Below are 25712 nucleotides of genomic sequence, written 5' to 3' on the forward strand. Positions count from 1 at the left end.
GGCGCGGCGACTCACCACACCGGATCTTGTTCCGGTCCTCCGCCGTGCGCAGCATTCGGCGCATGGCACGTTGTGAGGTCTGCGGAAACGATTACGGCATGTCCTTCGAGGTGCACGCGCAGGGCGCGGTGCACGTCTTCGACTGCTTCTCCTGCGCCATCCACCGCATGGCGCCCGTCTGCGAGCACTGCCGGGTCTCCATCATCGGGCAGGGCGTCGAGGTCCAGGGCCAGTGGTTCTGCGGGGCGCACTGCGCCCGCTCGGAGGGGAAGGTGGGCATCGTCGACCGCGTCTGACCCCCGGGCGCTCCCCCGCCCTCTCCCCCTCCACCCGTCGACGTGACCCCGGACGGCCACCCGGCCGCCGGGGTCCTGCGCGCTGGGGGTACCGTCGTGGGCGTGTACCGCTTTGTGCTGACCCGGCAGTGGGTGTCCCTCACCCTCATCGCGCTCGTCCTCATCCCCGTGATGATCAAGCTCGGGTTCTGGCAGTACCACCGGCACGAGCGCCGGGTCGCGCAGAACCAGCTGATCGAGACGAACCTGCGGGCGAAGCCGGTCCCCATGACCGAGGTGACCTCCCCCGGCCACCGGGTCCCGCGGGCGGACTACTGGCGCGCGGTCACCGCGACCGGCACCTACGACAGCGCCCACGAGGTCGTCGTGCGCATGCGCACCGACAACGACGACAAGGTCGGCTTCCACGTCCTGACCCCGCTCGTCCTCGCCGACGGACGCGTGGTCCTCGTCAACCGCGGCTGGGTGGCCGGCGGGGACGACCCGCGCGCCTATCCGCCGGTGCCGCCCGCGCCGGCCGGCGAGGTCACGGTCACCGGCCGGCTGAAGGCCGACGAGACCAGCGGCGGCAGCGGCATCAAGGACCGCAAGGGCCTGCCCGACCGCCAGGTGATGCTGATCAACAGCGAGCGCCAGGCGGAGTACCTGGGCAAGCCGGTCCTCGGCGGGTACCTGGAACTGACCTCCCCGGCACCGGCGGACGGCAGCCCGCAGCCGGTCGGCGAACCGGACCACGACTCGATCGGCGCGCACATGGCCTACGCGGTCCAGTGGTGGCTGTTCGCGTCGAGCGTGCCGGTGGGCTGGGTGGTCCTCGTCCGGCGCGAGAAGCGCGACCGCGAGCAGGCCGCCGCCGCGGCGGATGCCGCCGAAGCCTCGGAAGCCGCTCCCGCGACGGCGTAGCGTGGCGGCATGGATCTTGGACTGAAGGACCGCGTCTACATCGTCACCGGGGCCACGCGCGGGCTCGGCCTGGCCTCCGCCCGGGAGCTGACCGCCGACGGCGCGAAGGTCGTCCTCACGGGCCGGGACGCGAAGCGGGCGGCCGATGCAGCCGCCGAGCTCGGCCCGGACGCCGTGGGCGTGGCCGCCGACAACTCCGACCCGGCCGCGGCCGCACGGCTGATCGCCACCGCGCGCGAGCGCTTCGGCCGCTTCGACGGCATCCTCATCAGCGTCGGGGGTCCGGCGCCGGGCACGGCGGCCGGCAACACCGACGAGCAGTGGACCGCGGCCTTCGAGTCGGTCTTCCTCGGCGCGGTCCGCCTGGCCCGGGAGGCCGCGGCCGAGCTGGGCGAGGGCGGCGTCATCGGTTTCGTCCTGTCGGGTTCGGTGCACGAGCCGATCCCCGGCCTGACCATCTCCAACGGCCTGCGGCCGGGTCTCGCGGGCTTCGCCAAGTCCCTCTCCGTGGAGCTCGGCCCGCGCGGGATCCGCGTCGTCGGCCTGCTGCCGGCCCGCATCGACACCGACCGGGTCCGGGAGCTTGACGCGCTGTCGGGCGACGCGGCGGCGGCGCGTGCGGGGCACGAGTCACGCATCCCGCTGCGCCGGTACGGGGCGCCGGAGGAGTTCGGACGGACGGCGGCCTTCCTGCTGTCGCCGGCCGCCTCGTACCTGACGGGCGTGATGCTCCCCGTCGACGGCGGCTTCCGGCACGGTTTCTGACCGGCCGCCCGCATACTCCGGCGTCCGCGCACCCCGGGGCGGGTGCGCGGAACCGGTCGGTCAGCTCACGCGCCGGGCCCGGTGGGAGCCGACCTTGAAGCGGGCCTCCGCGGGGAGGTCCGCCAGGCCCGCCGAGTCCCGGGCGTGACCGAGCACCGGCCCGGCCAGCCCGGCCAGCGCGTCGGCGGGCACCGCGTGGGGCTCCAGCTCCACCTTCACGCGCAGCCGGGGCGAACCGCGCCGGCCGCGCAGCACCACCCGGCAGCCGGAGACCCCGTCCAGGGCGCCGGCCTCGGCGGCGACCGCGTCCGCCAGGGCGCGACCGCGCAGTACGGCGAAGGCCCCGTCCCCGGTGTCGACGGGCACGGTCCGCAGCCGCGAACGCCTCAGCTGGGCCAGCAGCCACCACAGCGCCAGCAGCAGGCACACGGCCAGGGCCGCGGCGAGCAGCCACCACCACCAGCCGTCGGCGTGCAGGTAGCGGCGCCGGTCGGCGGCGGTCAGCAGCGGCGCGGTCCGGCCGTGGAGCGGCCGTACGCCCGTCAGCAGGACGGCCCCGGCCACCAGGAGCACCACCCCGGCCACCGCCAGCAGGATCCGGTTCACCGTTCCGAGCATCCGCTCACCTCCTGACCCGTACGCGCGGCCGCGGCGGGCGCGCCAGGCCCAGCTCGTCGATCCCGACGGCCATGACCTCGTCCAGGTCGGCCCGTACCTCGTCCAGTTCGCGGAAGTGCGAGGTGGCCCGCACCCGCACCCGCGAACGGCCCATCCGGACCCGCACGGACCGTACGCCGGGTACCTCCATGGCCCGGTCCCGCAGCACCATCGCGGCGTCCTTGCGGCCGATCCCGGCCCGCAGTGCGGGGCCGGGGGCCTCCTCGCCCTCGCGCTCGGGGCCGCGCATCATCAGGATCCGGCGGATCCCGGGGGTGAGGGCGAGCACCAGGAGCACCAGCCCGAGCAGCGCGAGCACCCCACCGGCCAGCCGCACCACCGCGTCGTCCGGGGTGTACGTCTCCAGCCGGAGGGCGAGTTCGCGGCGCCAGGCCATGGCGGGGCGGCCGGCCCGTACGGCGGCCAGGTCGTAGAGGAACAGCCCGGTCACGCCGATCACCAGCAGGGCGACGAGGGCCGCGGGGATACGGCGGGCGGACCGGAAGCGGCCGGCGGTCACCGCAGCCGCCGGTCCCGCCCGGCGGCGGTCCGGGTGTGGGCGGAGTGCAGCCGCTCGATGTCGATGTCCACCTCGGGCACGGCCATCTGCGCGTACTCCTCGACCAGGCGTACGACCCGGCCGCGCACGGCGGCGCACTGTGCGGCGAGGTCGGAGGGGTAGCCCAGCTCCAGGCCGATGTGCACCCGGGCGATGTCGTGGTGGACGGTGACGGTGGCGTGCGGGGGTGCGCCCGGGACCGCGGTGAGCGCCTCCCGGGCGGCCTGGGCCGCGATCTTGGCGACGACCCGGTCCGCGATGCGCGTGGCGCCGCGGTCGGCGGCGGGCACCGCGGCCGGGTTGCCCCGCGCGGCGGGGCCCGGCGAGGTGGTGGCCTGCGGCGGGGTGCTCATCGCGGGCTCACCTCCGCCGGTCGTCGCGGCGGCGGAACAGGTCCCCGGCGTCCAGGTCCCCGTCGAGGAAGCGTCCGACGACGAACCCGACGGCTCCGAGGGCCGCCACCAGCAGGAAGGCACCGAATCCGCCGAAGTATCCGGCGAACCCCAGGGCCATGCCGGCCAACAGGCCGGCGACCGCCATGCTCATGTGGATCCTCTCGGCTACTGGAGTCGGGACTCCGGCTCGTCGTCGGGCTCGTCGGGCAGTTTGACGTCGCCCACGGCGATGTTGACCTCGACGACCTCGAGGCCGGTCATGCGCTCGACCGCGGAGACGACGTTCTCACGGACCGCCCGGGCCACGTCACGGATCGACACGCCGTAGTCGACGACGATCTCCAGATCGAGGGCGGTCTGCACCTCGCCGACCTCGGCCTTGACCCCGCGGGTGACCGCGGCGTCCTTCCCGCCTCCGGGGACCCGGTCGCGGACGGCGCCGAGGGTGCGGGAGAAGCCGCTGCCCAGGGCGTGGACTCCAACCACCTCACGGGCGGCAAGGCCGGCGATCTTCTCGACCACTCCGTCCGCGATGGTGGTGCGTCCCCGTTCGCCGGGTGCCTTGTGGGAGCCCCCTGATGCGCTCTCGGTCATCGCGTGTCCCTTCACGTGTACGGACTCACTCCGCACCACGTTAGGCGCGTGGGGACAGAACGGCGCCCCGGGACTACGCCGGTCGGCGTAATCCCGGGGCGCGGCACGGCACGCACGGCCCGTTCGGTCAGTCGGAGAGTCCCGCCAGGTCCCGCAGCCGGCGGGCCTGGGCCGCGCGCTCGGCGGCGCGCTGGTCGTCGTACGTGCGGGAGAGCGCACCGCGCAGCAGGGCCTTGGTCTCGATCACGGCGTCCCGCGGCGGGGCGAGCAGGGCGGTGGTGAGGTCCTGCACGGCGGCGTCGAGCTCGTCCGCGGGGACCACGAGGTTGGCGAGGCCGACCCGCTCCGCCTCCTCGGCGTGCACGAAACGGCCCGTGGCGCAGATCTCCAGCGCACGGGCGTAGCCGACGAGGGAGGCCAGCGGCTGGGTGCCGGCCAGGTCGGGTACGAGCCCCAGGCTGGTCTCGCGCATGGCGAACTGCACGTCGTCCGCGACGACGCGCAGATCGCACGCGAGCGCGAGCTGGAAGCCGGCGCCGATCGCGTGCCCCTGCACGGCGGCGACGGAGATGATGTCGTTACGCCTCCACCAGGTGAACGCCTCCTGGTACTCGGAGATCGTGGCGTCGAGCGGTTCGTCGGCACCGCGCGCCAGGTCGAGGAAGGACGGCTCGCCCTCGAATCCCTCGGGGGTGAACGCCTGCCGGTCTAGCCCTGCGGAGAAGGACTTGCCCTCGCCGCGCAGCACGACCACGCGGACGGTCCCCGGCAACGACCTGCCCGCCTCGGCCAAAGCCCGCCAGAGCGCGGGGGATTGGGCATTTCGCTTGGCCGGATTGGTCAGTGTCACCGTGGCGACCGTGTCGTCGACGGTGAGTCGTACGCCGTCCTTGTCGAGCAGAGCCATCTGTGTGCCTCCGGTGTGCAGTCGGCCGCAAGCCCGGCCTAAGTGACTGCACAGTAACCACCCGGACGGCCTGAGGGCCGACCGGGGGTCACCGAAGGAACCGTCGGATCATGTGGGCCTCGGAGCGGTTGGGGCATTGGAACCGGTGGAGCCGGGGTCAGGGTGTAGCGGCCTTCTTGCCGCGCGTGGCGCCACCGCGCCCGCGCAACGAGACCCCGGACTCGCTGAGCATCCGGTGGACGAATCCGTAGGACCGGCCGGTTGCCTCGGCCAGTGCCCGGATGCTCTCACCGGAGTCGTACTTCTTCTTCAGGTCTGCCGCGAGCTTTTCACGCGCGGCGCCGGTCACCCGGCTGCCCTTCTTCAGAGTCTCGGCCACCCGTGCCTCCTCATGGGAAGTGCGCTCTGGACTTCTCATGATCACCCCTCCCCGGCTTCCTGGCCACCCATTCAGCAAGGTCGGTACGGCGGCATTTCCCGAGGGGTGGACGCACACGCAGAACGGAATCCCCTCTTCCGCTGAATGACTTCCGTCACACTTCACCCCCCGCCGGAGGAATCTCCAGGTCAGGGGCCGGACGGAGGAAAACGGAAGGCCCCGGCGGGGCACCGCGAGAGGTGCGGCCGGGGCCGTCGGACGACGCGCGACGGTACGAGACCGTCTCACTCAGATGATGGATCACCCCTGAGCCGAATGATCCATAAGGAATTGGATCAGTCCCGGGGGCGCGGCCGGGCGGGGCCGCGGCGGGCCCCCTCGGGGGCGGAAGCGGAACCCCGCGGGGGCCGCTCCGGGGATCAGGCGAGGGCGACCAGGTCCCGGTAGTCCGGGCCCCAGAGGTCCTCGACGCCGTCCGGGAGCAGGATGATCCGCTCAGGCTCCAGCGCCTCCACGGCCCCCTCGTCGTGGGTGACGAGGATGACCGCGCCCTTGTACGTCCGCAGGGCGCCGAGGATCTCCTCGCGACTCGCCGGGTCGAGGTTGTTCGTGGGCTCGTCGAGGAGCAGCACGTTCGCCGAGGAGACGACCAGCGTGGCCAGGGCCAGACGGGTCTTCTCGCCGCCGGAGAGCACACCGGCCGGCTTGTCCACGTCGTCGCCGGAGAACAGGAAGGAGCCCAGCGTCTTGCGCACGTCGACCAGGTCCAGGTCGGGCGCGGAGGAGCGCATGTTCTCCAGGACCGTGCGGTCCGGGTCCAGGGTCTCGTGCTCCTGGGCGTAGTACCCGAGCTTCAGGCCGTGTCCCGGTACCACCGAGCCGGTGTCGGGCTGCTCGGCGCCCGCGAGCAGCCGCAGCAGGGTGGTCTTGCCGGCGCCGTTGAGGCCCAGGATGACCACGCGCGAGCCCTTGTCGATGGCCAGGTCGACGTCGGTGAAGATCTCCAGCGAGCCGTAGGACTTCGACAGTCCCTCCGCGGTCAGCGGGGTCTTGCCGCAGGGCGCCGGGTCCGGGAAGCGCAGCTTGGCGACCTTGTCGGAGACGCGGACGGCCTCCAGCCCGGACAGCAGCCGCTCGGCGCGCTTGGCCATGTTCTGGGCGGCGACGGTCTTGGTCGCCTTGGCGCGCATCTTGTCGGCCTGCGAGTTCAGGGCCGCGGCCTTCTTCTCGGCGTTCTGGCGCTCGCGCTTGCGGCGCTTCTCGTCGGCCTCGCGCTGCTGCTGGTAGAGCTTCCAGCCCATGTTGTAGACGTCGATCTGGGACCGGTTGGCGTCCAGGTAGAAGACCTTGTTCACGACGGTCTCGACCAGGTCGACGTCGTGGGAGATCACGACGAAGCCGCCGCGGTAGTTCTTCAGGTAGTCCCGCAGCCACACGATCGAGTCGGCGTCGAGGTGGTTGGTGGGCTCGTCGAGGAGCAGGGTGTCGGCGTCCGAGAACAGGATCCGGGCGAGCTCCACACGGCGGCGCTGGCCGCCGGAGAGGGTGTGCAGCGGCTGGCCGAGGACCCGGTCCGGGAGGCTGAGGGCGGCCGAGATGGTCGCCGCCTCGGACTCGGCCGCGTAGCCGCCCTTGGTGAGGAACTCGGTCTCCTGGCGCTCGTACTGCTTCAGGGCCTTCTCGCGGGTGGCGCCGGAGCCGGTGGCGATGCGCTCCTCGTTCATCCGCATCTTCTTGATCAGGACGTCGAGGCCGCGGGCGGACAGGATCCGGTCGCGCGCGAGGACGTCCAGGTCGCCGGTGCGGGGGTCCTGCGGGAGGTAGCCGACCTCGCCCGAGCGGGTGATCGTGCCGCCGGCGGGCATGCCCTCGCCGGCGAGGCACTTGGTCAGGGTGGTCTTGCCCGCTCCGTTGCGGCCGACCAGGCCGATGCGGTCGCCCTTGGCGATGCGGAAGGAAGCGGACTCGATGAGGATGCGGGCGCCGGCGCGCAGCTCGATGCCGGTGGCGGTGATCACGGAAATACTCCAGGGCGGTCGGGACGGCGGAAGGGGGGCAGGACGCGATGCTTCGACGCCGCTAATCCGCGAGGAGATTTGCCATGGGAGACATTCTACCGGGGGTGCGCAACCGGTTTCCGGGGCGCCGTACGGGCCGCCCGCCGGGCCGGGACACCGCCGGGCGCCACCCGTTCGGCCCAGGGACGTACCCGGAAGGGCCGGGGCGCAGATCAGGACGAACGGGTTGATACTCGCGGGAGGTGCGGCCGCGGGACCGCGTCCACTTCACGAGGGCGGTGCGGGATGCAGTTCGACGACAACGCCAATCTGGACACGTCCGAGGTCAAGGACGTGCGCGGCAGCCGCATCCCCGGCGGCAGGGCCACCATCGGCGGCGGTCTCGTCGGCATCCTCGCGGTGATCCTGGGGCTGATCTTCGGGGTGGGCCCGGACCAGCTGGGCCTTTCCTCGGGGGACCAGGAACCCGCACCGGCGGCGTCCTCGGTGAACCAGGTGCAGCAGGCGTGCCGGACGGGCCAGGACGCGAACTCACGGGAGGACTGCCGGCTGGTCGCGGTGGTCAACAGCACCCAGGACTACTGGCGCCAGGAGTTCGCCCGGCGGGGCGGGAAGTACGCCCCGGCGTCGACGGTGTTCTTCACCGGCCGGGTGAACACCGCCTGCGGGGCGGCCACCTCGGCGGTGGGCCCCTTCTACTGCCCGGCCGACCGGCAGGTCTACCTGGACCTGGGGTTCTTCGACGAGCTGCGGACGAAGTTCGGCGCGAGCGGCGGCCCCTTCGCCCAGGCGTACGTGGTCGCCCACGAGTACGGGCACCACATCCAGAACCAGCTGGGCACCCTCCAGCGCGCGCAGGACGGGCAGCAGGGGGCGAACAGCAACGCCGTCAAGGTCGAGCTGCAGGCCGACTGCTACGCGGGCGTCTGGGCGCACAACGCCACGCGGACCCCGGACGAGTCCACAGGACGCCCCCTGATCACCAACCTCACCGACCAGGACATCCGCGACGGGCTGGACGCGGCGGCCGCGGTGGGCGACGACCGGATCCAGGAGAAGTTCCAGGGGCGGGTCAGCCCGGAGTCCTGGACGCACGGCTCGGCCGAGCAGCGCCAGCAGTGGTTCTACCAGGGCTACCGGACCGGCGACATGGCCCAGTGCAACACCTTCCGCTGACCGTCGGCCTCGCCTGCCATGCTGTGTGACGCGGGTCACCATCACGAGAGGGAGTGATCGTCATGGCAGGCGTTCCGTCCATCTGTCCCACGCTGGTCTACCGCGACGCGAAGGCGGCCATCAGGCTGCTGACCGAGGCCTTCGGCTTCAGCCAGGTCGCGGTGTACGAGGGCGAGGACGGCTCGGTGGTGCACGCGGAGCTGGCGTACGGCAACGGCATGGTGATGCTGGGCAGCAAGGGCACCGGCAGCGTCTTCGACAAGGCCATGGAGGGCGGCGGCCCCTCGGGGGTCTACGTGGTGGTCGAGGACGTGGACGCCCACCACCGGCGGGCCGCCGAGCACGGCGCGGAGATCCTCATGGAGCCCACCGACCAGGACTACGGCTCCCGGGACTACATGGCCCGGGACGCCGAGGGCAACATCTGGAGCTTCGGGACGTACGCGCCGCAGGTCTGAGCCCCGCGGCGCGTACGCGCGTAGCGCGGCGGTCAGACGCCGCCGGTGTGGACCTGGAAGGCCGCCCGGCGGACCGCCTTGGCCAGGGCCGGGTCCGGGTGCGCCGCGGCCAGCGCGACGAGCACCTGCACGGTGCGCGGGTGGCCGACCGCGCGGACCTCGTCCAGCAGCCGCGGCACGGTGGTGCGCACCGCCGAGTCCAGGTGGCGGGCCAGCAGGTCGGCCTCGCCGTGGTCGGCGATGGCCGCGGCGGTGTCCACCCAGAGCCAGGTGGACTCCTCCGCGGTGAGGACGTCCTGCGCCTCCTCGGGGTCGATTCCGTCGTGCTCGGCGAGCCAGAGCAGGGCGTACGGCCGCAGGCCGGGCTCCCGTACGGCGGCCCGCACCTCGGGCTCGGCGGGGGCCCCGACCACCCGCAGCGCCTCGAAGGCGAGCCCGCGTAGCAGGGCGTCCTCGCCGCGGGCGGCCTGGAGGAGCTCGGCGACGGCGTGGCCGACGGGCCGGGCGGCCAGCCAGGCGCGGTACTCGGCCCGGGCCGGGCCGGGGGTGAGCCGGGCGCAGCCGTGGAGCATGGCGGCGGCGGACTGCTCGATGTTGCCGGCGGGGCTCTGCGCCGCGACGCAGATCTGCTCCAGCTTGACCCAGACGGCCCAGCTGCCGAGCGGGGTGAGGGTGGCCCGGGCGGGGCCGAGGGTGACGGCGTCGACGGCGGCGAGCCCGCCGAGCGCCCAGCGCAGCAGCCGGGCGAGGGGCAGGGCGCGGCCCTCCGCGGAAACGGAGGCGGAAGCGGAGGCCGGCGCGGGAGCGGCGGACGCCGGGGGCGCCGCGAGCGTGGTGGCCGGGGCCGCGGAGCAGGCGGCCGGGGCAGGCGGGCGGGCGGGGGCCGCCCGGTCCTCCACCGCGGGGGAGGTCGCCCGTACCGCGGCCTGTTCGGCCTCGTAGGGGATCTCGCAGCGCTCGTCGCGCAGCTCGCTGACCCGCTGCCCGAGCAGGTCGAGCAGGTCCGGCACGGTCACCGGACCGGCGGACAGCTGAAGCAGCGAGAGGAGTTGGGGCATCGCCTCGACGACCTCGGCGACGGCCGCGGGGGCGATGTCGGCGGGGGCGGGGTGGACGAGCGACCAGGCGTCGAAGAGGGCGACCCAGCCGCGCAGCACGGCGGTGTCGTCGCGGTCCCAGGCGCGCAGCCGCCAGCCCGGACGGGCGTGCCCGCCGTGCACCTCGACCAGGCCGGCGAGCCGGGCGCGGTCCCAGCCGACCCGGATCTGACCGTGCGTCAGCCCCAGTTCCTCGGCGGCGCGTTCGACGTAGGCGGCGGGAAGGGCTCCCGTGGGGGCCGGACTTCCGCCGTCACGCGCGCCGAGGTTGAGCTCGGCCCAGCGGGTCAGCCGGACGGCGTCGGCGAGCGAGGCCCGTGCCCGGTTCGCGAGGTCGGCCGTGGCGGGCGTGCCCGCGGGGGGCCTCGGGGCGGGCCGGGTCCGGCGGTCGGTCACCGCCTTGCGGGCCGCCGCGACGGAGCGCGGGGAGACGAGTCGGAGTCTGGAGTCGCGAGCCAACTGCTCATCAGGCTTTCGGGACGTCACGGAAGCAGTCTCGCCCGTCACTGGCCGAAAGCCCAAACGGAATGGCCCCCTGCCGCCGGAGGCCCGAGGGGCAGACCGGGACAAGCCGCCCGGAGGGCCCGCTCCGTCACACGGCCTTCACATCGTCCCCGGCGGCCGGCACCGCGCCGCGCCTCACATCAGGGGGGTGAGGAAGCGGCGCAGGGCCTCCTCGTAGCCGGCCGGATCGGCGTTCCACATCGCGCCGTGCCCGGCGCCCGGGACGGTGTGCAGGGTGATCAGGTCGGGGCGGGCCTCGGCGAGCCTGCGGGAGGGTTCCCACGGGGCGAGCGCGTCGTCGGGCCCGTGGAAGATCAGTACGGGGACGCGCAGCGCGCCGGGGTCGGCACCCGGGGGCCGGCGGTCGGCCCGCAGGCCGGTGCGTCCCTCGGCGGACCGCACCGCGAGCGGCAGCACCACGGCCGGGGTGCGGTGCGCCGCGGCGAGTCCGCGCAGGGTGGTGTGCCAGTCGAGCACCGGGGAGTCGAGCACCAGCCCGGAGATGCGGTCGGCCAGCGCCGAGCGCTCGAGGGCGTGCAGGGCCATGGTGGCGCCGGTGGACCAGCCGTGCAGGATCACCCGCCGGGCGCCGTAGCGCAGGGCGTAGCGGATGGCGGCGTCCAGGTCCCGCCATTCGGACTCGCCGAGGTGGCCGAGGCCGTCCGGGGAGGCGGGGGCGCCGAGGTCGCCGCGGTAGGCGAGGTCGAGGACGGGCAGCCGGTGGCGGTGCAGGAAGGGCATCACCACCATCGGGTGCTCCCGGGTGCCGCCCAGCCCGTGGACGGTGATCACCCAGGTGTCCCGGACGGCGGGCACGAACCAGGCGGGGAGCGCGCCGAGCTCCCCGGGGACGTCCACGTCGGCGTGGTCGAGCCCGAGGGCGCTGCGCGGGTTGCCGGCGTACACCTGGGGGGTCAGGGTGACGCGGGTGCCGGGGTCGAGCCTGCCGTGGGTGACGGAGAGGAGCCGGCGCACGACGGTGTCCGGGTCGTGGTCGGCGTCGGGCAGGACGGGCCCGACGGCGGCGTGCACCCCGGGGGCGGCGAGTCCGTAGGTGCCGGGGCGGAGCGAGACGAGGGAGCGCGTCAGCGCGACGCGGTCCTCCCCCGCGGAGTGGACGCTCAGCCGGGGCCCGCCGGGGAGCGGGCGGCCGGGTTCGGGCCGCAGGGCGGCGTCGGCGGCGTACCTGCCGATCGCCACGGCGGCAGCACCCGCGCAGAGAAGGGTCGTGGTGACGGCCGCTGCCGTCGCAGTCACGGTACGCACTGCTCCAGTGTCGGGCTGCGAGGGCCTGGGGGCCACCCGAAGCGGAATCCGGCGGGTCGGTGCCGGGGGCGGCCCCCGCGTCAGCCGGGGGCGTACGTGATCTGGATCTCTTTGGAAGGACGGGAGGAGGGGCCGGGGGTGCTTGCGGGTAGCGGCGCGGGGGTTCGTTCACCCGGCTCTGACGTGCATCAATGGCAGTATCGACGGATGAATCAGGACGAATGTCCGGATCACGCCCCGTGCCCGTACACCGCTCCGCCCGAGCCAGTTCATCTTCCGTTCATCCAGGTTGCCTACGTTCACCGAGCCACTGACGCCAAACAGAAGCCTGGGTAAATGGAGCACATAACGCTTCTCCTCGGGATCGTGATCATCACCGCTCTCGTGTTCGACTTCACGAACGGTTTCCACGACACGGCCAACGCGATGGCCACCACCATCTCGACCGGCGCCCTCAAGCCCAAGACCGCGGTGGCCATGTCCGCCGTGCTCAACCTCGTCGGCGCGTTCATGTCCGTGGAGGTCGCCAAGACGATCTCCAAGGGACTGGTCAACGAGGAAGGCATCCAGCCAGAGGTGATCTTCGCCGCGCTGGTCGGCGCGATCCTCTGGAACCTCGTCACCTGGCTGGTCGGACTCCCGTCCAGTTCCTCGCACGCCCTGATGGGCGGCCTGATCGGTGCCGCGGTAGCTTCCGCCGGCATCGGCGCGGTGAACGGCGGGACCGTCGTGACCAAGGTGCTCATCCCCGCGATCGCCGCCCCGCTGGTCGCCGGCATCGCCGCGTACCTCGCCGCCAAGCTCACCTACAAGCTGGGCGACAAGGTCGGCGAGAAGACCTCCGCGAAGGGCTACCGCGCCGGCCAGATCGCCTCGGCCGGTCTGGTCTCCCTCGCGCACGGCACCAACGACGCGCAGAAGACGATGGGCATCATCACCCTGGCCCTGATCGCCGGCGGCGCGCTCGCACCCGACGCGAACCCGCCGGTGTGGGTCATCGTCTCGGCCGGTGTGGCCATCGCGCTCGGCACCTACCTGGGTGGCTGGCGCATCATCCGCACCATGGGCAAGGGCCTGACCGACCTCCAGCCGCAGCAGGGCTTCGCCGCCCAGACCTCGGCCGCGTCCGTCATCCTCGCCTCCTCCAACCTCGGCTTCTCGCTCTCCACCACCCACTCGTGCTCCGGCGCGGTCATGGGTGCGGGGCTGGGCCGCAAGGGCGGTGTGGTCCGCTGGTCCACCGCGACCCGCATGTTCGTGGCCTGGGGCCTGACCCTGCCGGCCGCCGCGCTGGTCTCGGCCGGTGCCGAGCTGGTCATGCGCGTCGGTGACGTCGGCGTCGCCGCGGTCACGGTCTTCCTGGTCGGCTCCTGCCTTGCCATCTGGCTCATCTCGCGCCGCCAGGTCGTCGACCACAACAACGTCAACGAGGTGGAGCCGGCCGGCACCACCGAGGACCCGGGCGTCGTCACCACCGCGATGGCGGCCGTCACCGTCCCGCCGACCGTCGCCGCCGCCGGCACCGCCGCCGCCGTCACGGACGAGGACCTCAGGGCCACCATCCCGGCCGCGACGCAGACCGAGACGGCTCCGGCCGCCAAGGTCTGACCGAGACCACAGACACAGAGGAACCGGCAGTATGAAGATCGACTGGGCAGCGCTCGGCTCCGTTTTCGGGGTCAGCCTCCTCGCCACCGTCGCCCTCGTGGCCCTCTTCACCCTGGGCCTGGTGGGCCTGTCCAAGCACGAGACGGCCACCGAGCAGGGCGGCACCGCCACCCTCGCCCGCAGCGGCGCCTACGCCTGCTTCGCGCTCGTCACGGCGGCCGTGTGCTACGGGATCTACCTGATCGTCGCCTGATCCGCCGCCCCGCGGCGGACACGGCGTGAAAGCTCCCTCCGGGTTTGTCCCGGAGGGAGCTTTTCGCATCCCCGCCCCGGCCGCGTCGCAGGTCAACGGCGAGTTGACGGGCCTTCGCGGTGCGTGGTGGACTGCCCGAGCCAATACGGCGGCATGGAGAGGAAGTCCGGTGCGAATCCGGCGCGGTCCCGCCACTGTCACCGGGCGGCGCACGCCCCGCGCGCGCCTCCCCCGGGAGCCAGGAACTCTCGCCGCCGGACACGTCGAACCAGGGCGCGGACCCTGAGTGAGGACATACCTGCCACCATGCGTGCCGATCGCGTCTTCGCGTACGGCGCCACGGCGGGCCTGATCGGCGACCGGATCCTCGGTGATCCCCGCCGAGGGCACCCCGTGGCCGCCTTCGGACGAGCCGCCGCCGCCGTCGAGCGCACCCTGTGGCGCGACGACCGCGCCCGGGGCGTCCTGCACACCGCGCTGTGCGTCGGGGGCGCGGCCGCCGTCGGAGCGCTCGGCGCCCGCGCCGTGCGCTCCCGGCCCGCGGCCGCCCGCATCGCCCTGACCGCGGCCGCCACCTGGGCCGTCGTCGGCGGCACCTCGCTGGGCCGGGAGGCCCGCGCCATCGGCGGCGCGCTCGCCGCGGGGGACGTCGAGGTCGCCCGCGAGCGGCTGCCGCACCTGTGCGGCCGCGACCCCCAGGCACTGGACGGGCAGCAGATGGCCCGCGCCGTCGTGGAGTCCGTCGCCGAGAACACCTCCGACGCCGTCGTGGGAGCCCTGGTGTGGGGTGCCGTCGGCGGGGTCCCCGGGCTGCTCGCCTTCCGCGCCGTGAACACCCTGGACGCGATGGTCGGCCACAGGTCCCCGCGCCACCTGCGCTACGGCTGGGCCTCCGCCCGGCTCGACGACCTGGCCGGCTGGCCCGGGGCCCGGCTGACGGCCCTCGCCGCCGTCCTGGCCGGCCCCGACCGGCGGGGAGCCGCACGGGCCTGGCGCGCCGACGCCGCCGCCCACCCCAGCCCGAACGCCGGACCGGTGGAGGCATCCTTCGCCGGGGCCCTCGGCGTCCGCCTGGGCGGAACGCTGGCGTACGGCGGACGCGTCGAGCACCGGGCCGTGCTCAACGGCGGGACGGGACGGCCGGTGGAGGTCGGGGACATCGACCGGGCGGTACGGCTGTCACGGCAGGTGACCTGGCTGGCGCTGGGGGCCTGCGTGGCCGCGCGGACGCTGGCCGCGGCGGCACGAGGACGAGGGGGACGCGCATGAGCGGCGCGAAGCGGGGCGGCGGGCTGCTGGTCGCCGGCACGACGTCGGACGCGGGCAAGAGCGTGGTCACGGCGGGCATCTGCCGCTGGCTGGCCCGCCGGGGCGTGAAGGTGGCGCCCTTCAAGGCGCAGAACATGTCGCTGAACTCCTTCGTCACCCGGGAGGGCGCCGAGATCGGGCGCGCCCAGGCGATGCAGGCCCAGGCGGCCCGGGTGGAGCCCACCGCGCTGATGAACCCGGTGCTGCTCAAGCCCGGCAGCGACCGCAGCAGCCAGGTGGTGCTGCTGGGCAAGCCGGTGGGCGAGATGAGCGCCCGCGGCTACCACGGCGGACGGCAGGAGCAGCTGCTCGGCATCGTCACGGACTGCCTGGAGCAGCTGCGGGGCACGTATGACGCCGTGATCTGCGAGGGGGCGGGCAGTCCGGCCGAGATCAACCTGCGCCGGACCGACATCGTGAACATGGGGATCGCGCGGGCCGCGCGCTTCCCGGTGGTCGTGGTCGGCGACATCGACCGCGGCGGTGTCTTCGCCTCCTTCTTCGGGACGACGGCGCTGCTCTCCCCCGAGGACCAGGAGCTGATCGCCGGCTACGTGGTCAACAAGTTCCGCGGCGACGTCTCGCTGCTGGAGCCGGGCATGGAGATGCTGCGCGGCCTGACCGGGCGGGCCACCTTCGGTGTGCTGCCCTTCCGGCACGGGCTGGGCATCGACGAGGAGGACGGCCTGCGCGTCTCGCTGCGGGGCGCCGTCCGCGAGTCCGTGGTGGCGCCGCCCGTGGGCGCGGACGTGCTGCGGGTCGCCGTGTGCGCGGTGCCGCTGATGTCGAACTTCACGGACGTGGACGCGCTCGCGGCCGAGCCGGGGGTCGTGGTGCGCTTCGTGGACCGCGCCGAGGAGCTGGCCGACGCGGACCTGGTCGTCGTACCGGGCACCCGCGGCACGGTGAAGGCCCTGACCTGGCTGCGCGAACGCGGTCTGGCGGACGCGCTGGCCCGGCGGGCCGCCGAGGGGCGGCCGGTGCTGGGCATCTGCGGCGGCTTCCAGGCCCTGGGCGAGCACATCGAGGACGAGGTCGAGTCCAGGGCGGGCTCGGTGGAGGGTCTCGGCCTGCTGCCGGTGCGGGTCCGCTTCGAGCGCGAGAAGACCCTGGCCCGCCCGACCGGGACCGCGCTCGGCGAGCCGGTCGACGGGTACGAGATCCACCACGGGGTCGCCGAGGTCCTGGGCGGGGAACCGTTCCTGGACGGGTGCCGGGTCGGTGCCGTGTGGGGCACCCACTGGCACGGCTCGCTGGAGTCGGACGGCTTCCGCCGGGCCTTCCTGCGCGAGGTGGCGGCCGCGGCCGGGCGGCGGTTCGTGCCGTCGCCGGACACCTCGTTCGCGGCGCTCCGGGAGGAACAGCTCGACCTGCTGGGCGACCTGATCGAGGAGCACGCGGACACGGACGCGCTGCTGCGGCTGATCGAGACGGGCGCCCCGCCGGGCCTGCCCTTCCTCCCGCCGGGCGCCCCGTGACGCCCGGGGCCGCGCACCCCCCGCCACGGCGCCGCACCGGCACGGGGAACAGCCCGCGCCCGCACACCCGAACCCGTACAGAGAGAGGCAACGCATGAGCACGCCCTATCCGTTCACCGCGGTGGTCGGCCAGACCGACCTGCGGCTGGCGCTCCTGCTGAACGCCGTGAGCCCGTCGGTCGGCGGGGTGCTCGTGCGCGGCGAGAAGGGGACCGCAAAGTCCACCGCCGTGCGCGCGCTCTCCGCGCTGCTGCCGGCCGTCGACGTCGTCCCGGGCTGCCGGTTCTCGTGCGCGCCCGGTGCACCGGACCCGGGCTGCCCGGACGGTCCGCACGAGGCGGGATCGGGCGACACCCGGCCCGCCCGCATGGTGGAGCTGCCCGTCGGTGCCTCCGAGGACCGTCTCGTCGGCGCCCTCGACATCGAACGGGCCCTCGCCGAGGGCGTGAAGGCCTTCGAGCCGGGCCTGCTCGCCGACGCCCACCGCGGGATCCTGTACGTGGACGAGGTCAACCTGCTCCACGACCACCTGATCGACCTGCTGCTGGACGCCGCCGCGATGGGCGCCTCGTACGTCGAGCGCGAAGGCGTGTCCGTCCGGCACGCCGCCCGGTTCCTGCTCGTCGGCACCATGAACCCGGAGGAGGGCGAGCTGCGCCCGCAGCTCCTCGACCGGTTCGGGCTGACCGTGGAGGTCGCCGCCTCCCGCGAGCCCGCCCAGCGGGTGGAGGTGGTCCGCCGCCGGCTCGCCTACGAGGACGACCCCGCGGGCTTCGCCGCCCGCTGGTCGGGGGACGAGAGCGAGGTCCGCGCCCGGGTCGTGGCCGCGCGGGCGCTGCTGCCGCAGGTCCGCCTCGGCGACAACGCGCTGCTGCAGATCGCCGCGACCTGCGCGGGCTTCGAGGTCGACGGGATGCGCGCCGACATCGTCATGGCGAGGACCGCGACCGCGCTGGCCGCGTGGGCCGGGCGGACCTCCGTGCGCAAGGAGGACGTGCGGCAGGCCGCGCTGCTCGCGCTCCCCCACCGGCGGCGGCGCAACCCCTTCGACGCGCCGGGGCTGGACGAGGACAAGCTGGACGAGATCCTGGACCGCTTCCCCGACGAGGAGTCGGACGACGAGCCCGATCCGGAGCCGGACCCGGGCCCCGAGGGCGGCCCCGGGGGCGACGGCGGTCCCGACGGCGGCGGTGTGCCCCCGCAGGCCGACGGCCCCCAGGACGCGCAGTCCCCGGCCGGGTCCCCGCAGGACCCCGGGTCCCCCGAACCGGCCCCGCCCGCCGGGTCGCAGGCGGACTCCCCCGGCTCGCCGCAGCCCTCGGCCCAGGGGCCGGACGGCCCCGAGCAGGCCGCCGTGGGGGCCGCCGAGCCCTTCCGCACCCGGATGCTGAGCGTGCCGGGTCTCGGCGAGGGCGCGGCCGGGCGGCGTTCGCGCGCCCGCACCGCCCACGGCCGTACCACCGGCTCCCAGCGGCCCCGCGGGCACCTCACGAAGCTGCACCTGGCAGCCACCGTGCACGCCGCGGCCCCGCACCAGAAGGCGCGCGGCCGGGCCGGGCGCGGGCTGGTGATCCGCAAGGACGACCTGCGCCAGGCCACCCGCGAGGGCCGCGAGGGCAACCTCGTCCTCTTCGTGGTCGACGCCTCCGGCTCGATGGCGGCGCGGCAGCGGATGAGCGCGGTCAAGGGTGCGGTGCTGTCCCTGCTCCTGGACGCCTACCAGCGCCGGGACAAGGTCGGCCTGATCACCTTCCGGGGCGCCCGCGCCGAGCTGGCGCTGCCGCCGACCTCTTCGGTCGACGCGGCCGCCGCCCGGCTGGAGAAGCTGCCCACCGGCGGCCGGACCCCGCTGGGCCCGGGCCTGCTCAAGGCGCACGAGGTGCTGCGGATCGAGCGGCTCAGGGACCCGTCGCGGCGGCCGCTGCTGGTCGTCGTCACCGACGGGCGGGCCACCTCGGCCGGTGAGGCCGGCGGCGACCCGCGCGAGCTGTCGGCGCGCAGCGCCCGGCTGCTGGCGGCCGAGGGGGTCGCTTCGGTGGTCGTGGACTGCGAGTCGGGGCCCGTCCGGCTCGGCCTCGCCGGGGCCCTGGCGGCCGATCTCGGCGGGCCGGCCGTGACCCTGGACGGGCTGCGGGCCGACTCGCTGGCCGGGCTCGTGAAGGACGTACGTACCGCGGTGTCATCCCCCGCTCCCGCATCCCACACCCACAGGAGGGTCGCGTAATGCCCCAGGGACAGCCGTCCGTCGTTCCGGACGACGGACTCACGACGCGTCAGCGCCGCAACCGCCCGCTCGTCTTCGTGCACACAGGCCCCGGCAAGGGCAAGTCCACGGCGGCCTTCGGCCTGGCGCTGCGCGCCTGGAACCAGGGCTGGCCGATCGGGGTGTTCCAGTTCGTCAAGTCGGCGAAGTGGAAGGTCGGCGAGGAGAACGCGCTGAAGGTGCTCGGTGCCTCCGGCGAGGGCGGCCCGGTCGTCTGGCACAAGATGGGCGAGGGCTGGTCCTGGGTGCAGCGCGACGCGCAGCTCGACAACGAGCAGGCGGCCAAGGAGGGCTGGGAGCAGGTCAAGCGCGACCTGGCCGCGGAGACGCACAAGCTGTACGTGCTGGACGAGTTCGCGTACCCGATGCACTGGGGCTGGATCGACGTCGACGAGGTCATCGAGGTGCTGCGGGGCCGTCCCGGCACCCAGCACGTGGTGATCACGGGCCGCAACGCGCCGGAGAAGCTGGTGGAGTTCGCGGACCTCGTCACCGAGATGACCAAGGTCAAGCACCCGATGGACGCCGGCCAGAAGGGCCAGAAGGGCATCGAGTGGTGACCTCGTTCGACATGCCCCGGCTGGTCGTCGCCGCGCCGTCGTCCGGCAGCGGCAAGACCACCGTGGCCACGGGCCTGATGGCGGCCTTCGCGGAGCGCGGCCTCGCCGTGTCCCCGCACAAGGCCGGGCCCGACTACATCGACCCCGGCTACCACGCGCTGGCCACCGGCCGGCCCGGCCGCAACCTGGACGCCTTCATGTGCGGGCCGGAGCTGGTCGCTCCGCTCTTCGCGCACGGGGCGGCCGGCTGCGACCTCGCCGTGGTCGAGGGCGTGATGGGCCTCTACGACGGGGCGGCGGGACGGGGCGAGCTGGCGTCGACGGCGCAGGTGGCGAAGCTGCTGCGGGCGCCGGTGGTGCTGGTCGTCGACGCGTCCTCGCAGTCGCGGTCGGTGGCGGCGCTGGTGCACGGCTTCGCGTCCTTCGACCCGCAGGTGCGTCTGGGCGGCGTCATCCTCAACAAGGTCGGCTCCGACCGGCACGAGGTGATGCTGCGGGAGGCCCTGGAGGAGGCGGGGATGCCGGTGCTCGGTGTCCTGCGGCGGGCTCCGCAGGTGGCGACGCCCTCGCGGCACCTGGGCCTGGTGCCGGTGGCCGAGCGGCACGCCGACGCGCTGGCGGCGGTCGCGGCGCTGGCCGACCAGGTGCGGGCGGGCTGCGACCTGGACGCCCTGATGGCGCTGGCCCGTACGGCCCCGCCGCTGGCCTGCGAGGCGTGGTCGCCGCAGGGCGCGCTGGCGGCGTCCGGGCCGCGGCCGGCGGTCCCGCCGGCGTCCGGGGCGCGGGGTCCGGGGTGGCGCCCCGGCGGTGGGGCCGCGCCGCACGACCGGCCCGTCGTCGCCGTCGCCGGCGGAGCCGCGTTCACCTTCTCGTACGCCGAGCACGCGGAACTGCTCACCGCGGCCGGCGCGGAGGTCGTCACCTTCGACCCGCTGCGCGACGAGGCGCTGCCCGAGGGCACGGCCGGTCTGGTGATCGGAGGCGGCTTCCCCGAGGTCTACGCGCCCGAGCTGTCCGCCAACGCGCCGCTGCGGGCGGCCGTCGCGGAGTTCGCGGCGGCCGGGGGCCCGGTGGCGGCCGAGTGCGCCGGGCTGCTGTACCTGGCGCGGTCGCTGGACGGCCGGCCGATGTGCGGGGTGCTCGACACCGACGCGCGGATGTCGGAGCGCCTGACGCTCGGCTACAGGGAGGCGGTGGCGGTCTCCGACAGCGTCCTCGCGGCGGCCGGGACCCGCCTGCGCGGGCACGAGTTCCACCGGACGGTGACCGATCCGGGTGCCGGGGAGTCCCCGGCCTGGGGGTTCACGCACCCGGAGCGCCGGGTGGAGGGTTTCGTCCGGCAGGGCGTGCACGCGAGCTACCTGCACACGCACTGGGCCGCGGAACCCTCCGTCGCCCGCCGTTTCACGCAGGCCGCGGCCTCGGCGGCGGCGGCACGGGAAGTCCCGGCAGCGGGCCGGTGAACCCGGCCGGATCACTCCGCGATGCCCACCACGAGCCAGATGCCGGCCACACCGCCCACCGTGCACAGCAGCGTGGACAGGGCGGGGTGGCGGTGGTGGGCCTCGGGCAGGATCTCGGCCGACGCGAGGTAGAGCAGGGCGCCGCCGAAGAAGCCGAGGTACGCGCCGAGCGGTTCCTCCGGAAGGGTGAACAGCAGAGTGGACGCCGCGCCCACGACCGGGGCGAGGGCGTCCGCGAACAGCATCAGCAGGGCCTTGCGGCGGTCGTTGCCGTAGAGGCTGGTCAGTGTGTACGTGTTGAAGCCGTCGGCGAAGTCGTGGGTGATGACGGCCAGCGCCACGGCGACGCCCATGCCCCCGCCGACCTGGAAGGCGGCGCCCAGCGCCACCCCGTCGGCGAGGCTGTGGCCGACCATGGCGGCGGCCGCGGTGAGCCCGACCTGCGGGACGCGGGCGCCGTCCTCGGCGCCGTGCGCGGCATGCCGTACGGCCAGCAGGCGTTCGACGACGTGGGCGACGAGGAAGCCGGCCACGAAGAGCAGCAGGGCGAGCGGGACGCCGAAGATCTCGTCGCCCGCCGCGTGCAGGGCCTCGGGCAGCAGGTCGAGGCCGACGACGCCGAGCATCAGCCCGCCGGCCAGTCCCAGCACGAGGTGGCGGCGGTCGGTGACGCGCTGCGCCGTCCATCCGCCCGCGAGGGTCATCAGGAACGCGCCCAGCGCCACGATCACGGCCATGTGCCCCTGCATACAGATTTCCCCGCCGCCGCGCACGTCCGCTCCGGCGGGGCGGGCGGAGAACGGTTGACGCCGACGGCTCGTCACCGGCGGCCGGACGCGCGAGACTCACGACGCACGGCGCCCGTGTCGCAGCGGCGGCCGCGGCCGGGGGACGGGTGGACGACAGGTGTCCGGTGAGGTGCCGGTGACCGTGACGACGGAGGGAGGGCCCCCGGTGGGCGAGGACAGGACCCGGCTGGTGGTCGGGGTCGGCGGACGGGCGGGGGTCTCCGTCGCGGAGGTGTGCGCCCTGGTGGAGGAGACCCTGCGGGGTGCCGGACTGGCCCCGGAGGCCGTGACGGCGCTGGCCACGGTGGACTCGAAGACGGGCGAGCCGGGGCTCGTGGGGGCGGCGGAACGTTTCGGCGTGCCCCTGGTCGGCTATCCGGCCGACCGGCTGGCCGCCGTCGACGTACCGGACCCCTCGGAGACCGTGCGGAGCGCGGCCGGCACCCCGTCGGTGGCGGAGGCCGCGGCCCTCGCGGCGGGCGGGGAACTGCTCGTGCCGAAACGGCGGTCGGTGTCGGCGACCTGCGCGGTGGCCACGGCCCAGGACCACGACCTGCGCCACCACGGGGACGCCGAGGTGATCGACGCGGGCTCGGGGCTCGTGGACCTCGCGGTCAACGTCCGTACGCAGACCCCGCCGGAGTGGCTCCGGCAGCGGATCGCCGGCTCCCTCGGGGACCTCGCCGCCTACCCCGACGGGCGCGCCGCCCGCGCGGCGGTGGCCGCCCGGCACGGGCTCCCCGTCGAGCGGGTGCTGCTGACCGCCGGGGCGGCGGAGGCCTTCGTGCTGATCGCGCGGGCCCTGGACGCCGTACGGCCGGTCGTGGTGCATCCGCAGTTCACCGAGCCGGAGGCGGCGCTGCGGGACGCGGGGCACCGGGTGGAGCGGGTGGTACTGCGGGCGGAGGACGGCTTCCGGCTGGACCCGGAGCAGGTGCCGCAGGACGCCGACCTGGTGGTGATCGGCAACCCGACGAACCCGACGTCCGTGCTCCACCCGGCCGCGACCCTGGCCGCGCTGGCCCGGCCGGGCCGGATCCTGGTGGTGGACGAGGCGTTCATGGACGCCGTTCCGGGCGAGCGGGAGGCCCTGGCCGGGCGGACGGACCTGCCGGGGCTCGTGGTGCTGCGCAGCCTGACGAAGACCTGGGGGCTGGCGGGGCTGCGGATCGGCTACGTGCTGGCCGAGCCCGCGGTCGTGGCGAAGCTGGCGGCGGCGCAGCCGCTGTGGCCGGTGTCGACGCCGGCCCTGGTCGCGGCGGAGGCCTGCGTGGCGCCGACCGCGCTGGCCGAGGCCGAGGAGGCGGCGAGGCGGATCGCGGTGGACCGGGCGCACCTGCTGGCCGGTCTGGCGGAGTTCGACGAGGTGGAGGTGGCGGGGGTGGCGGAAGGGCCGTTCGTGCTGATCCGGGTCGCGCAGGCCGCGGAGGTCCGCACCCGGCTGCGCGCCCTGGGCTTCGCCGTCCGGCGCGGGGACACCTTCCCGGGCCTGGACCGCTCCTGGCTGCGGCTGGCGGTCCGGGACCGGGCGACGACGGGCCGGCTCCTCCAGGCACTGGACCGGGCCCTCACCCTCACCTCCCGCTGACCCGCGGCAGGGGGTCACCCGGACGGCCCGCCTACGATGGCCCGGGGCGCGGGGTCGCGTGACGATCCCCGCATCGGGACGCATCACCGGGGGTCGGGAATGAAGGCATCCGCCAGAGCGGGCGTGGTGCTCGCCGGGGTGGCGATCGTGGGCGGCGGCGTGCTCGCCGCACCGGGGCTGTTCGGCGGGGGCGGTGCGCCGGACTCCCGGCAGCGGCTCGGCGCCGAGCCGGGCCCCGGTACGCCGGCCCCGTCGCGGGACGCGGTCACGGGCCGGCCGTTCACCCTCGTGGCGACCGGCGACATCATCCCGTACCCCTCGATCGTCCGGCGCGCGGCGGCCGACGCCGGGAAGTCCGGGGAGTACGACTTCCGCGAGATATTCGCCGGGGTCGCACCGCTGGTCTCCGCGGCCGACCTGGCGCTGTGCCACCACGAGATACCGTACGGGCGCCCCGGCGGCCCCTACACCGGCTACCCCGCCTTCAAGGCCCCGCACCAGCTGGCGGACGCGCTCCACGACGCCGGGTACGACGGGTGTTCCACCGCCTCCAACCACACGCTGGACGACGGCTACGACGGTCTGGCCCGCACCCTGGAGCACCTCGACCGGGTCGGCATCGCGCACACCGGGTCGGCGCGCAGCCCCGAGGAGGCCGCGGCACCGGCGCTGCTCTCGGCGGGCGGCGCGAAGGTCGCCCAACTCTCGTACACGTACGGCACGAACGGCATACCGCTCCCCGAGGGCAAGCCGTGGGCCGTGAACCTGATCGACCGGGACCGGATCATCGCCGACGCGCGTGCCGCCCGGGCCCGCGGGGCGAACGTGGTGGTGCTGAGCGTCCACTGGGGCACCGAGTGGCAGACGGCCCCCGACCGGCAGCAGACGGAACTGGCGCAGGAGCTGACCGCCTCCCGTGCCGCCGACGGCCTCCCCGACATCGATCTGATCATCGGCACCCACAACCACGTTCCACAGCCCTACGAGAAGATCAACGGGACGTGGGTGGTCTTCGGCATGGGCGACCAGGTCGCCAGCTTCGTCCCGGCGGACAAGCTCCGCGGCAACCGGTCCTCGGTGCCCCGCTTCACCTTCGCCCCGGCCGCGGACCGGCCGGGGCGCTGGGAGGTGGTGAAGGCGGAGTACCTCACGCAGTACTCGGACACGGGCCCGCCCTTCCGTGTCGTCTGCGCCTCCTGCGCCGCCGCCGACGGATCGCTGCCGGCCGCCAAGCGCACCGAGTACGCCCGGATCGACCGGCAGGTCACCGAGGCGGTCACCTCGCGCGGGGCCGAGGGCCAGGGGCTGACGCACGCCACCCGTTGAGCACTCCCCTCCGTGTGCTCCCCGGGCGACGGCACCGGCGCCCCGGCCCTCGGGTCCGGCCCTCGGGTCCGGCACGTCCCGCCTGGCGGGCGGGGCCTGCCGGACCCGGCTCAGGAGGTCCGGCCGCGCCGCGTCAGGTAGAGCGCGCCGCCGCCGAGGGCCAGCAGGGACAGCGCGCCGCCGGTGATGTAGGGCGTCATCGAACCGCCGCCGGTCTCGGCGAGGTTGGCGCCGGCCGGGGTCCCGGAGCCGGCCGGCGTGCCGGGCGCCGTGCCCGTACCCGTCCCGGTGCCCGTCTGGGTCTTGACGTCGGGGTCCCCGGGCTCCTGCGCGGGCGGGTTCGCGGCGGCCGCGGTGCCCTTCGGGGTCTCGCAGCGCGCCTCCGCGAGCACGATCTCGCCGTCCACCTGCGCCACGTTCAGGTTGAGGGGGTTCACCGCCACCTTGAGGCGGAGCGCGGCCGCGGCGGCCGTGGTGGAAGTGGTCTGGGTGCCGGACAGTTCCATGCGGACGCTGCCCACGCCCGGGACGTCCAGCGTGGTGGGGCCGCCCGCGGACAGGGTGACCCTCTTGCCGAGCGCGGTCACCGTGCCGAGGACGTTCGCGCTGGCCACCGGCTTCTTCCCGGCCTCGCAGACGGCCTTGGAGGTGACCTTCTCCACCTCGATCAGGGACAGCAGGGGCAGGCCGGGCACGTGCACGGTGGCCTTGGCCAGGTTCGCCTCGGCCTCCGCCCGCTTCCGGTCCGCGGACGCCTTGGAGGTGGCCACGTCGGCGCGCAGGACCCTGACCGGCTTGTTGCCCTCGACCCCGTCCAGGGTGACGGTCAGCGCGGTCTTCTCGGCCGGGGCCGCCGGGGCCTCGACCTCGTTGAGGGTCGTCTTCAGGGGGACGTGCACGGTCTTGTTGAGCAGCCCCACGTCGAGGCCGGCCCGCAGGACGACGGCACCGGCCTTGCCCTCGGAGCCGCCCCCGCCGCCGGTGGCGTGGGCGGGGGGCGCGGTGAGCAGGGCGACCGCTCCCGTGGCGAGCAGCGCGGCCGCGGGCATGCGGAAGGTATTGCTGTTCAAGGTGGTGGAACCCCCGAGGAGTTGGGTGCCGTC

The 25712-nt window shown here is 74.6% G+C and carries 25 protein-coding genes; 14 read left to right on the forward strand and 11 right to left on the reverse strand.

The genetic code is table 11. From position 1 onward, the window contains the following. Positions 1 to 62 precede the first annotated feature (62 nt). The 3 genes from ACPU2J_RS08360 (at position 63) to ACPU2J_RS08370 (ending at position 1964) form a co-directional block, all read left to right on the forward strand. Complete coding sequence (locus tag ACPU2J_RS08360) at positions 63 to 296, forward strand: hypothetical protein (RefSeq protein WP_361591736.1); 234 nt, start codon at positions 63 to 65, stop codon at positions 294 to 296. A gap of 102 nt (positions 297 to 398) precedes the next feature. Beyond that, complete coding sequence (locus ACPU2J_RS08365; protein WP_361591738.1) at positions 399 to 1199, forward strand: SURF1 family protein; 801 nt, start codon at positions 399 to 401, stop codon at positions 1197 to 1199. Between the two features lie 9 nt (positions 1200 to 1208). Further along, positions 1209 to 1964 carry an SDR family oxidoreductase gene (locus tag ACPU2J_RS08370; protein ID WP_399315487.1) on the forward strand — a complete coding sequence of 252 codons (756 nt, stop codon included), beginning with the start codon at positions 1209 to 1211 and terminating at the stop codon, positions 1962 to 1964. Positions 1965 to 2024: 60 nt separating this feature from the next. Here the strand turns inward: ACPU2J_RS08370 and amaP are convergent, their stop codons facing one another. The 7 genes from amaP to ACPU2J_RS08405 form a co-directional block, all read right to left on the reverse strand. Beyond that, the gene (gene amaP / locus ACPU2J_RS08375) at positions 2025 to 2582 is read right to left on the reverse strand and encodes an alkaline shock response membrane anchor protein AmaP (protein ID WP_423833023.1); all 558 of its coding nucleotides are present in this window, start codon (positions 2580 to 2582) and stop codon (positions 2025 to 2027) included. Between the two features lie 4 nt (positions 2583 to 2586). Continuing rightward, positions 2587 to 3279, reverse strand: coding sequence for a DUF6286 domain-containing protein (locus tag ACPU2J_RS08380; protein ID WP_423833024.1), 693 nt, complete (start codon positions 3277 to 3279; stop codon positions 2587 to 2589). Positions 3280 to 3540: 261 nt separating this feature from the next. After that, the gene (locus tag ACPU2J_RS08385; protein WP_361591748.1) at positions 3541 to 3726 is read right to left on the reverse strand and encodes a hypothetical protein; all 186 of its coding nucleotides are present in this window, start codon (positions 3724 to 3726) and stop codon (positions 3541 to 3543) included. A gap of 14 nt (positions 3727 to 3740) precedes the next feature. Then, positions 3741 to 4169, reverse strand: a complete 429-nt coding sequence (locus tag ACPU2J_RS08390) for an Asp23/Gls24 family envelope stress response protein (protein WP_420081190.1) — start codon at positions 4167 to 4169, stop codon at positions 3741 to 3743. A gap of 127 nt (positions 4170 to 4296) precedes the next feature. After that, on the reverse strand, positions 4297 to 5076 hold the full coding sequence (locus ACPU2J_RS08395; RefSeq protein ID WP_361591752.1) for an enoyl-CoA hydratase/isomerase family protein: 780 nt from the start codon (positions 5074 to 5076) through the stop codon (positions 4297 to 4299). Positions 5077 to 5233: 157 nt separating this feature from the next. Next, positions 5234 to 5455, reverse strand: coding sequence for a helix-turn-helix domain-containing protein (locus tag ACPU2J_RS08400; RefSeq protein WP_360869157.1), 222 nt, complete (start codon positions 5453 to 5455; stop codon positions 5234 to 5236). Between the two features lie 419 nt (positions 5456 to 5874). After that, entirely contained in the window at positions 5875 to 7473 is a 1599-nt protein-coding gene (locus ACPU2J_RS08405; protein WP_361591754.1) for an ABC-F family ATP-binding cassette domain-containing protein, read from the reverse strand. 285 nt (positions 7474 to 7758) lie between these two features. On the opposite strand from ACPU2J_RS08405, the gene ypfJ reads away from it, so the two are divergent. Together ypfJ and ACPU2J_RS08415 are read left to right on the forward strand one after the other, a co-directional pair. Next, on the forward strand, positions 7759 to 8649 hold the full coding sequence (gene ypfJ, locus ACPU2J_RS08410; RefSeq protein WP_420081189.1) for a KPN_02809 family neutral zinc metallopeptidase: 891 nt from the start codon (positions 7759 to 7761) through the stop codon (positions 8647 to 8649). Positions 8650 to 8711: 62 nt separating this feature from the next. After that, positions 8712 to 9107, forward strand: a complete 396-nt coding sequence (locus tag ACPU2J_RS08415) for a VOC family protein (protein WP_361591758.1) — start codon at positions 8712 to 8714, stop codon at positions 9105 to 9107. A gap of 32 nt (positions 9108 to 9139) precedes the next feature. Here ACPU2J_RS08415 and ACPU2J_RS08420 read toward each other — a convergent pair whose 3' ends face one another. Continuing rightward, positions 9140 to 10690 (reverse strand): hypothetical protein, encoded by a 1551-nt coding sequence (locus ACPU2J_RS08420; protein WP_423833025.1) that lies wholly within the window; start codon positions 10688 to 10690, stop codon positions 9140 to 9142. A 153-nt stretch (positions 10691 to 10843) separates the two neighbouring features. Next, positions 10844 to 11974 carry an alpha/beta hydrolase family protein gene (locus ACPU2J_RS08425; protein ID WP_423833026.1) on the reverse strand — a complete coding sequence of 377 codons (1131 nt, stop codon included), beginning with the start codon at positions 11972 to 11974 and terminating at the stop codon, positions 10844 to 10846. 336 nt (positions 11975 to 12310) lie between these two features. Between ACPU2J_RS08425 and ACPU2J_RS08430 the strand changes: the two genes are divergently transcribed. The 7 genes from ACPU2J_RS08430 to ACPU2J_RS08460 all read left to right on the forward strand — a co-directional run bounded on the left by ACPU2J_RS08430 (position 12311) and on the right by ACPU2J_RS08460 (position 20907). Beyond that, positions 12311 to 13582: an inorganic phosphate transporter gene (locus tag ACPU2J_RS08430; protein ID WP_361591761.1), complete on the forward strand. Its 1272-nt coding sequence runs from the start codon at positions 12311 to 12313 to the stop codon at positions 13580 to 13582. 31 nt (positions 13583 to 13613) lie between these two features. Continuing rightward, the gene (locus ACPU2J_RS08435) at positions 13614 to 13835 is read left to right on the forward strand and encodes a hypothetical protein (protein ID WP_361591763.1); all 222 of its coding nucleotides are present in this window, start codon (positions 13614 to 13616) and stop codon (positions 13833 to 13835) included. A gap of 306 nt (positions 13836 to 14141) precedes the next feature. Continuing rightward, a complete protein-coding gene (locus ACPU2J_RS08440) occupies positions 14142 to 15104 on the forward strand; it encodes a cobalamin biosynthesis protein (protein ID WP_423833027.1) in 963 nt (320 codons plus the stop codon). Continuing rightward, positions 15101 to 16621 (forward strand): cobyric acid synthase, encoded by a 1521-nt coding sequence (locus ACPU2J_RS08445; RefSeq protein WP_420081186.1) that lies wholly within the window; start codon positions 15101 to 15103, stop codon positions 16619 to 16621. Before ACPU2J_RS08440 ends, ACPU2J_RS08445 begins: the two co-directional genes overlap by 4 nt. Before the next feature lie 94 nt (positions 16622 to 16715). Next, positions 16716 to 18845, forward strand: a complete 2130-nt coding sequence (locus ACPU2J_RS08450; protein WP_423833028.1) for a putative cobaltochelatase — start codon at positions 16716 to 16718, stop codon at positions 18843 to 18845. Continuing rightward, positions 18845 to 19444: a cob(I)yrinic acid a,c-diamide adenosyltransferase gene (cobO, locus tag ACPU2J_RS08455; protein ID WP_361591771.1), complete on the forward strand. Its 600-nt coding sequence runs from the start codon at positions 18845 to 18847 to the stop codon at positions 19442 to 19444. Before ACPU2J_RS08450 ends, cobO begins: the two co-directional genes overlap by 1 nt. Before the next feature lie 11 nt (positions 19445 to 19455). Beyond that, positions 19456 to 20907, forward strand: coding sequence for a cobyrinate a,c-diamide synthase (locus tag ACPU2J_RS08460; RefSeq protein ID WP_420082473.1), 1452 nt, complete (start codon positions 19456 to 19458; stop codon positions 20905 to 20907). An 11-nt stretch (positions 20908 to 20918) separates the two neighbouring features. Here the strand turns inward: ACPU2J_RS08460 and ACPU2J_RS08465 are convergent, their stop codons facing one another. Then, positions 20919 to 21644, reverse strand: coding sequence for a ZIP family metal transporter (locus tag ACPU2J_RS08465; protein ID WP_361591773.1), 726 nt, complete (start codon positions 21642 to 21644; stop codon positions 20919 to 20921). A 187-nt stretch (positions 21645 to 21831) separates the two neighbouring features. Between ACPU2J_RS08465 and cobC the strand changes: the two genes are divergently transcribed. Together cobC and ACPU2J_RS08475 are read left to right on the forward strand one after the other, a co-directional pair. Beyond that, complete coding sequence (gene cobC / locus ACPU2J_RS08470; protein ID WP_420081184.1) at positions 21832 to 23283, forward strand: Rv2231c family pyridoxal phosphate-dependent protein CobC; 1452 nt, start codon at positions 21832 to 21834, stop codon at positions 23281 to 23283. Between the two features lie 99 nt (positions 23284 to 23382). Then, positions 23383 to 24609, forward strand: coding sequence for a CapA family protein (locus ACPU2J_RS08475; protein ID WP_423833029.1), 1227 nt, complete (start codon positions 23383 to 23385; stop codon positions 24607 to 24609). A 110-nt stretch (positions 24610 to 24719) separates the two neighbouring features. Here ACPU2J_RS08475 and ACPU2J_RS08480 read toward each other — a convergent pair whose 3' ends face one another. Next, the gene (locus ACPU2J_RS08480; RefSeq protein WP_420081182.1) at positions 24720 to 25679 is read right to left on the reverse strand and encodes an SCO1860 family LAETG-anchored protein; all 960 of its coding nucleotides are present in this window, start codon (positions 25677 to 25679) and stop codon (positions 24720 to 24722) included. Positions 25680 to 25712: the final 33 nt, after the last annotated feature.

The organism is Streptomyces manipurensis (genome assembly GCF_049570255.1).
In the GTDB taxonomy this organism is placed as follows: Bacteria; Actinomycetota; Actinomycetes; order Streptomycetales; family Streptomycetaceae; genus Streptomyces; species Streptomyces manipurensis.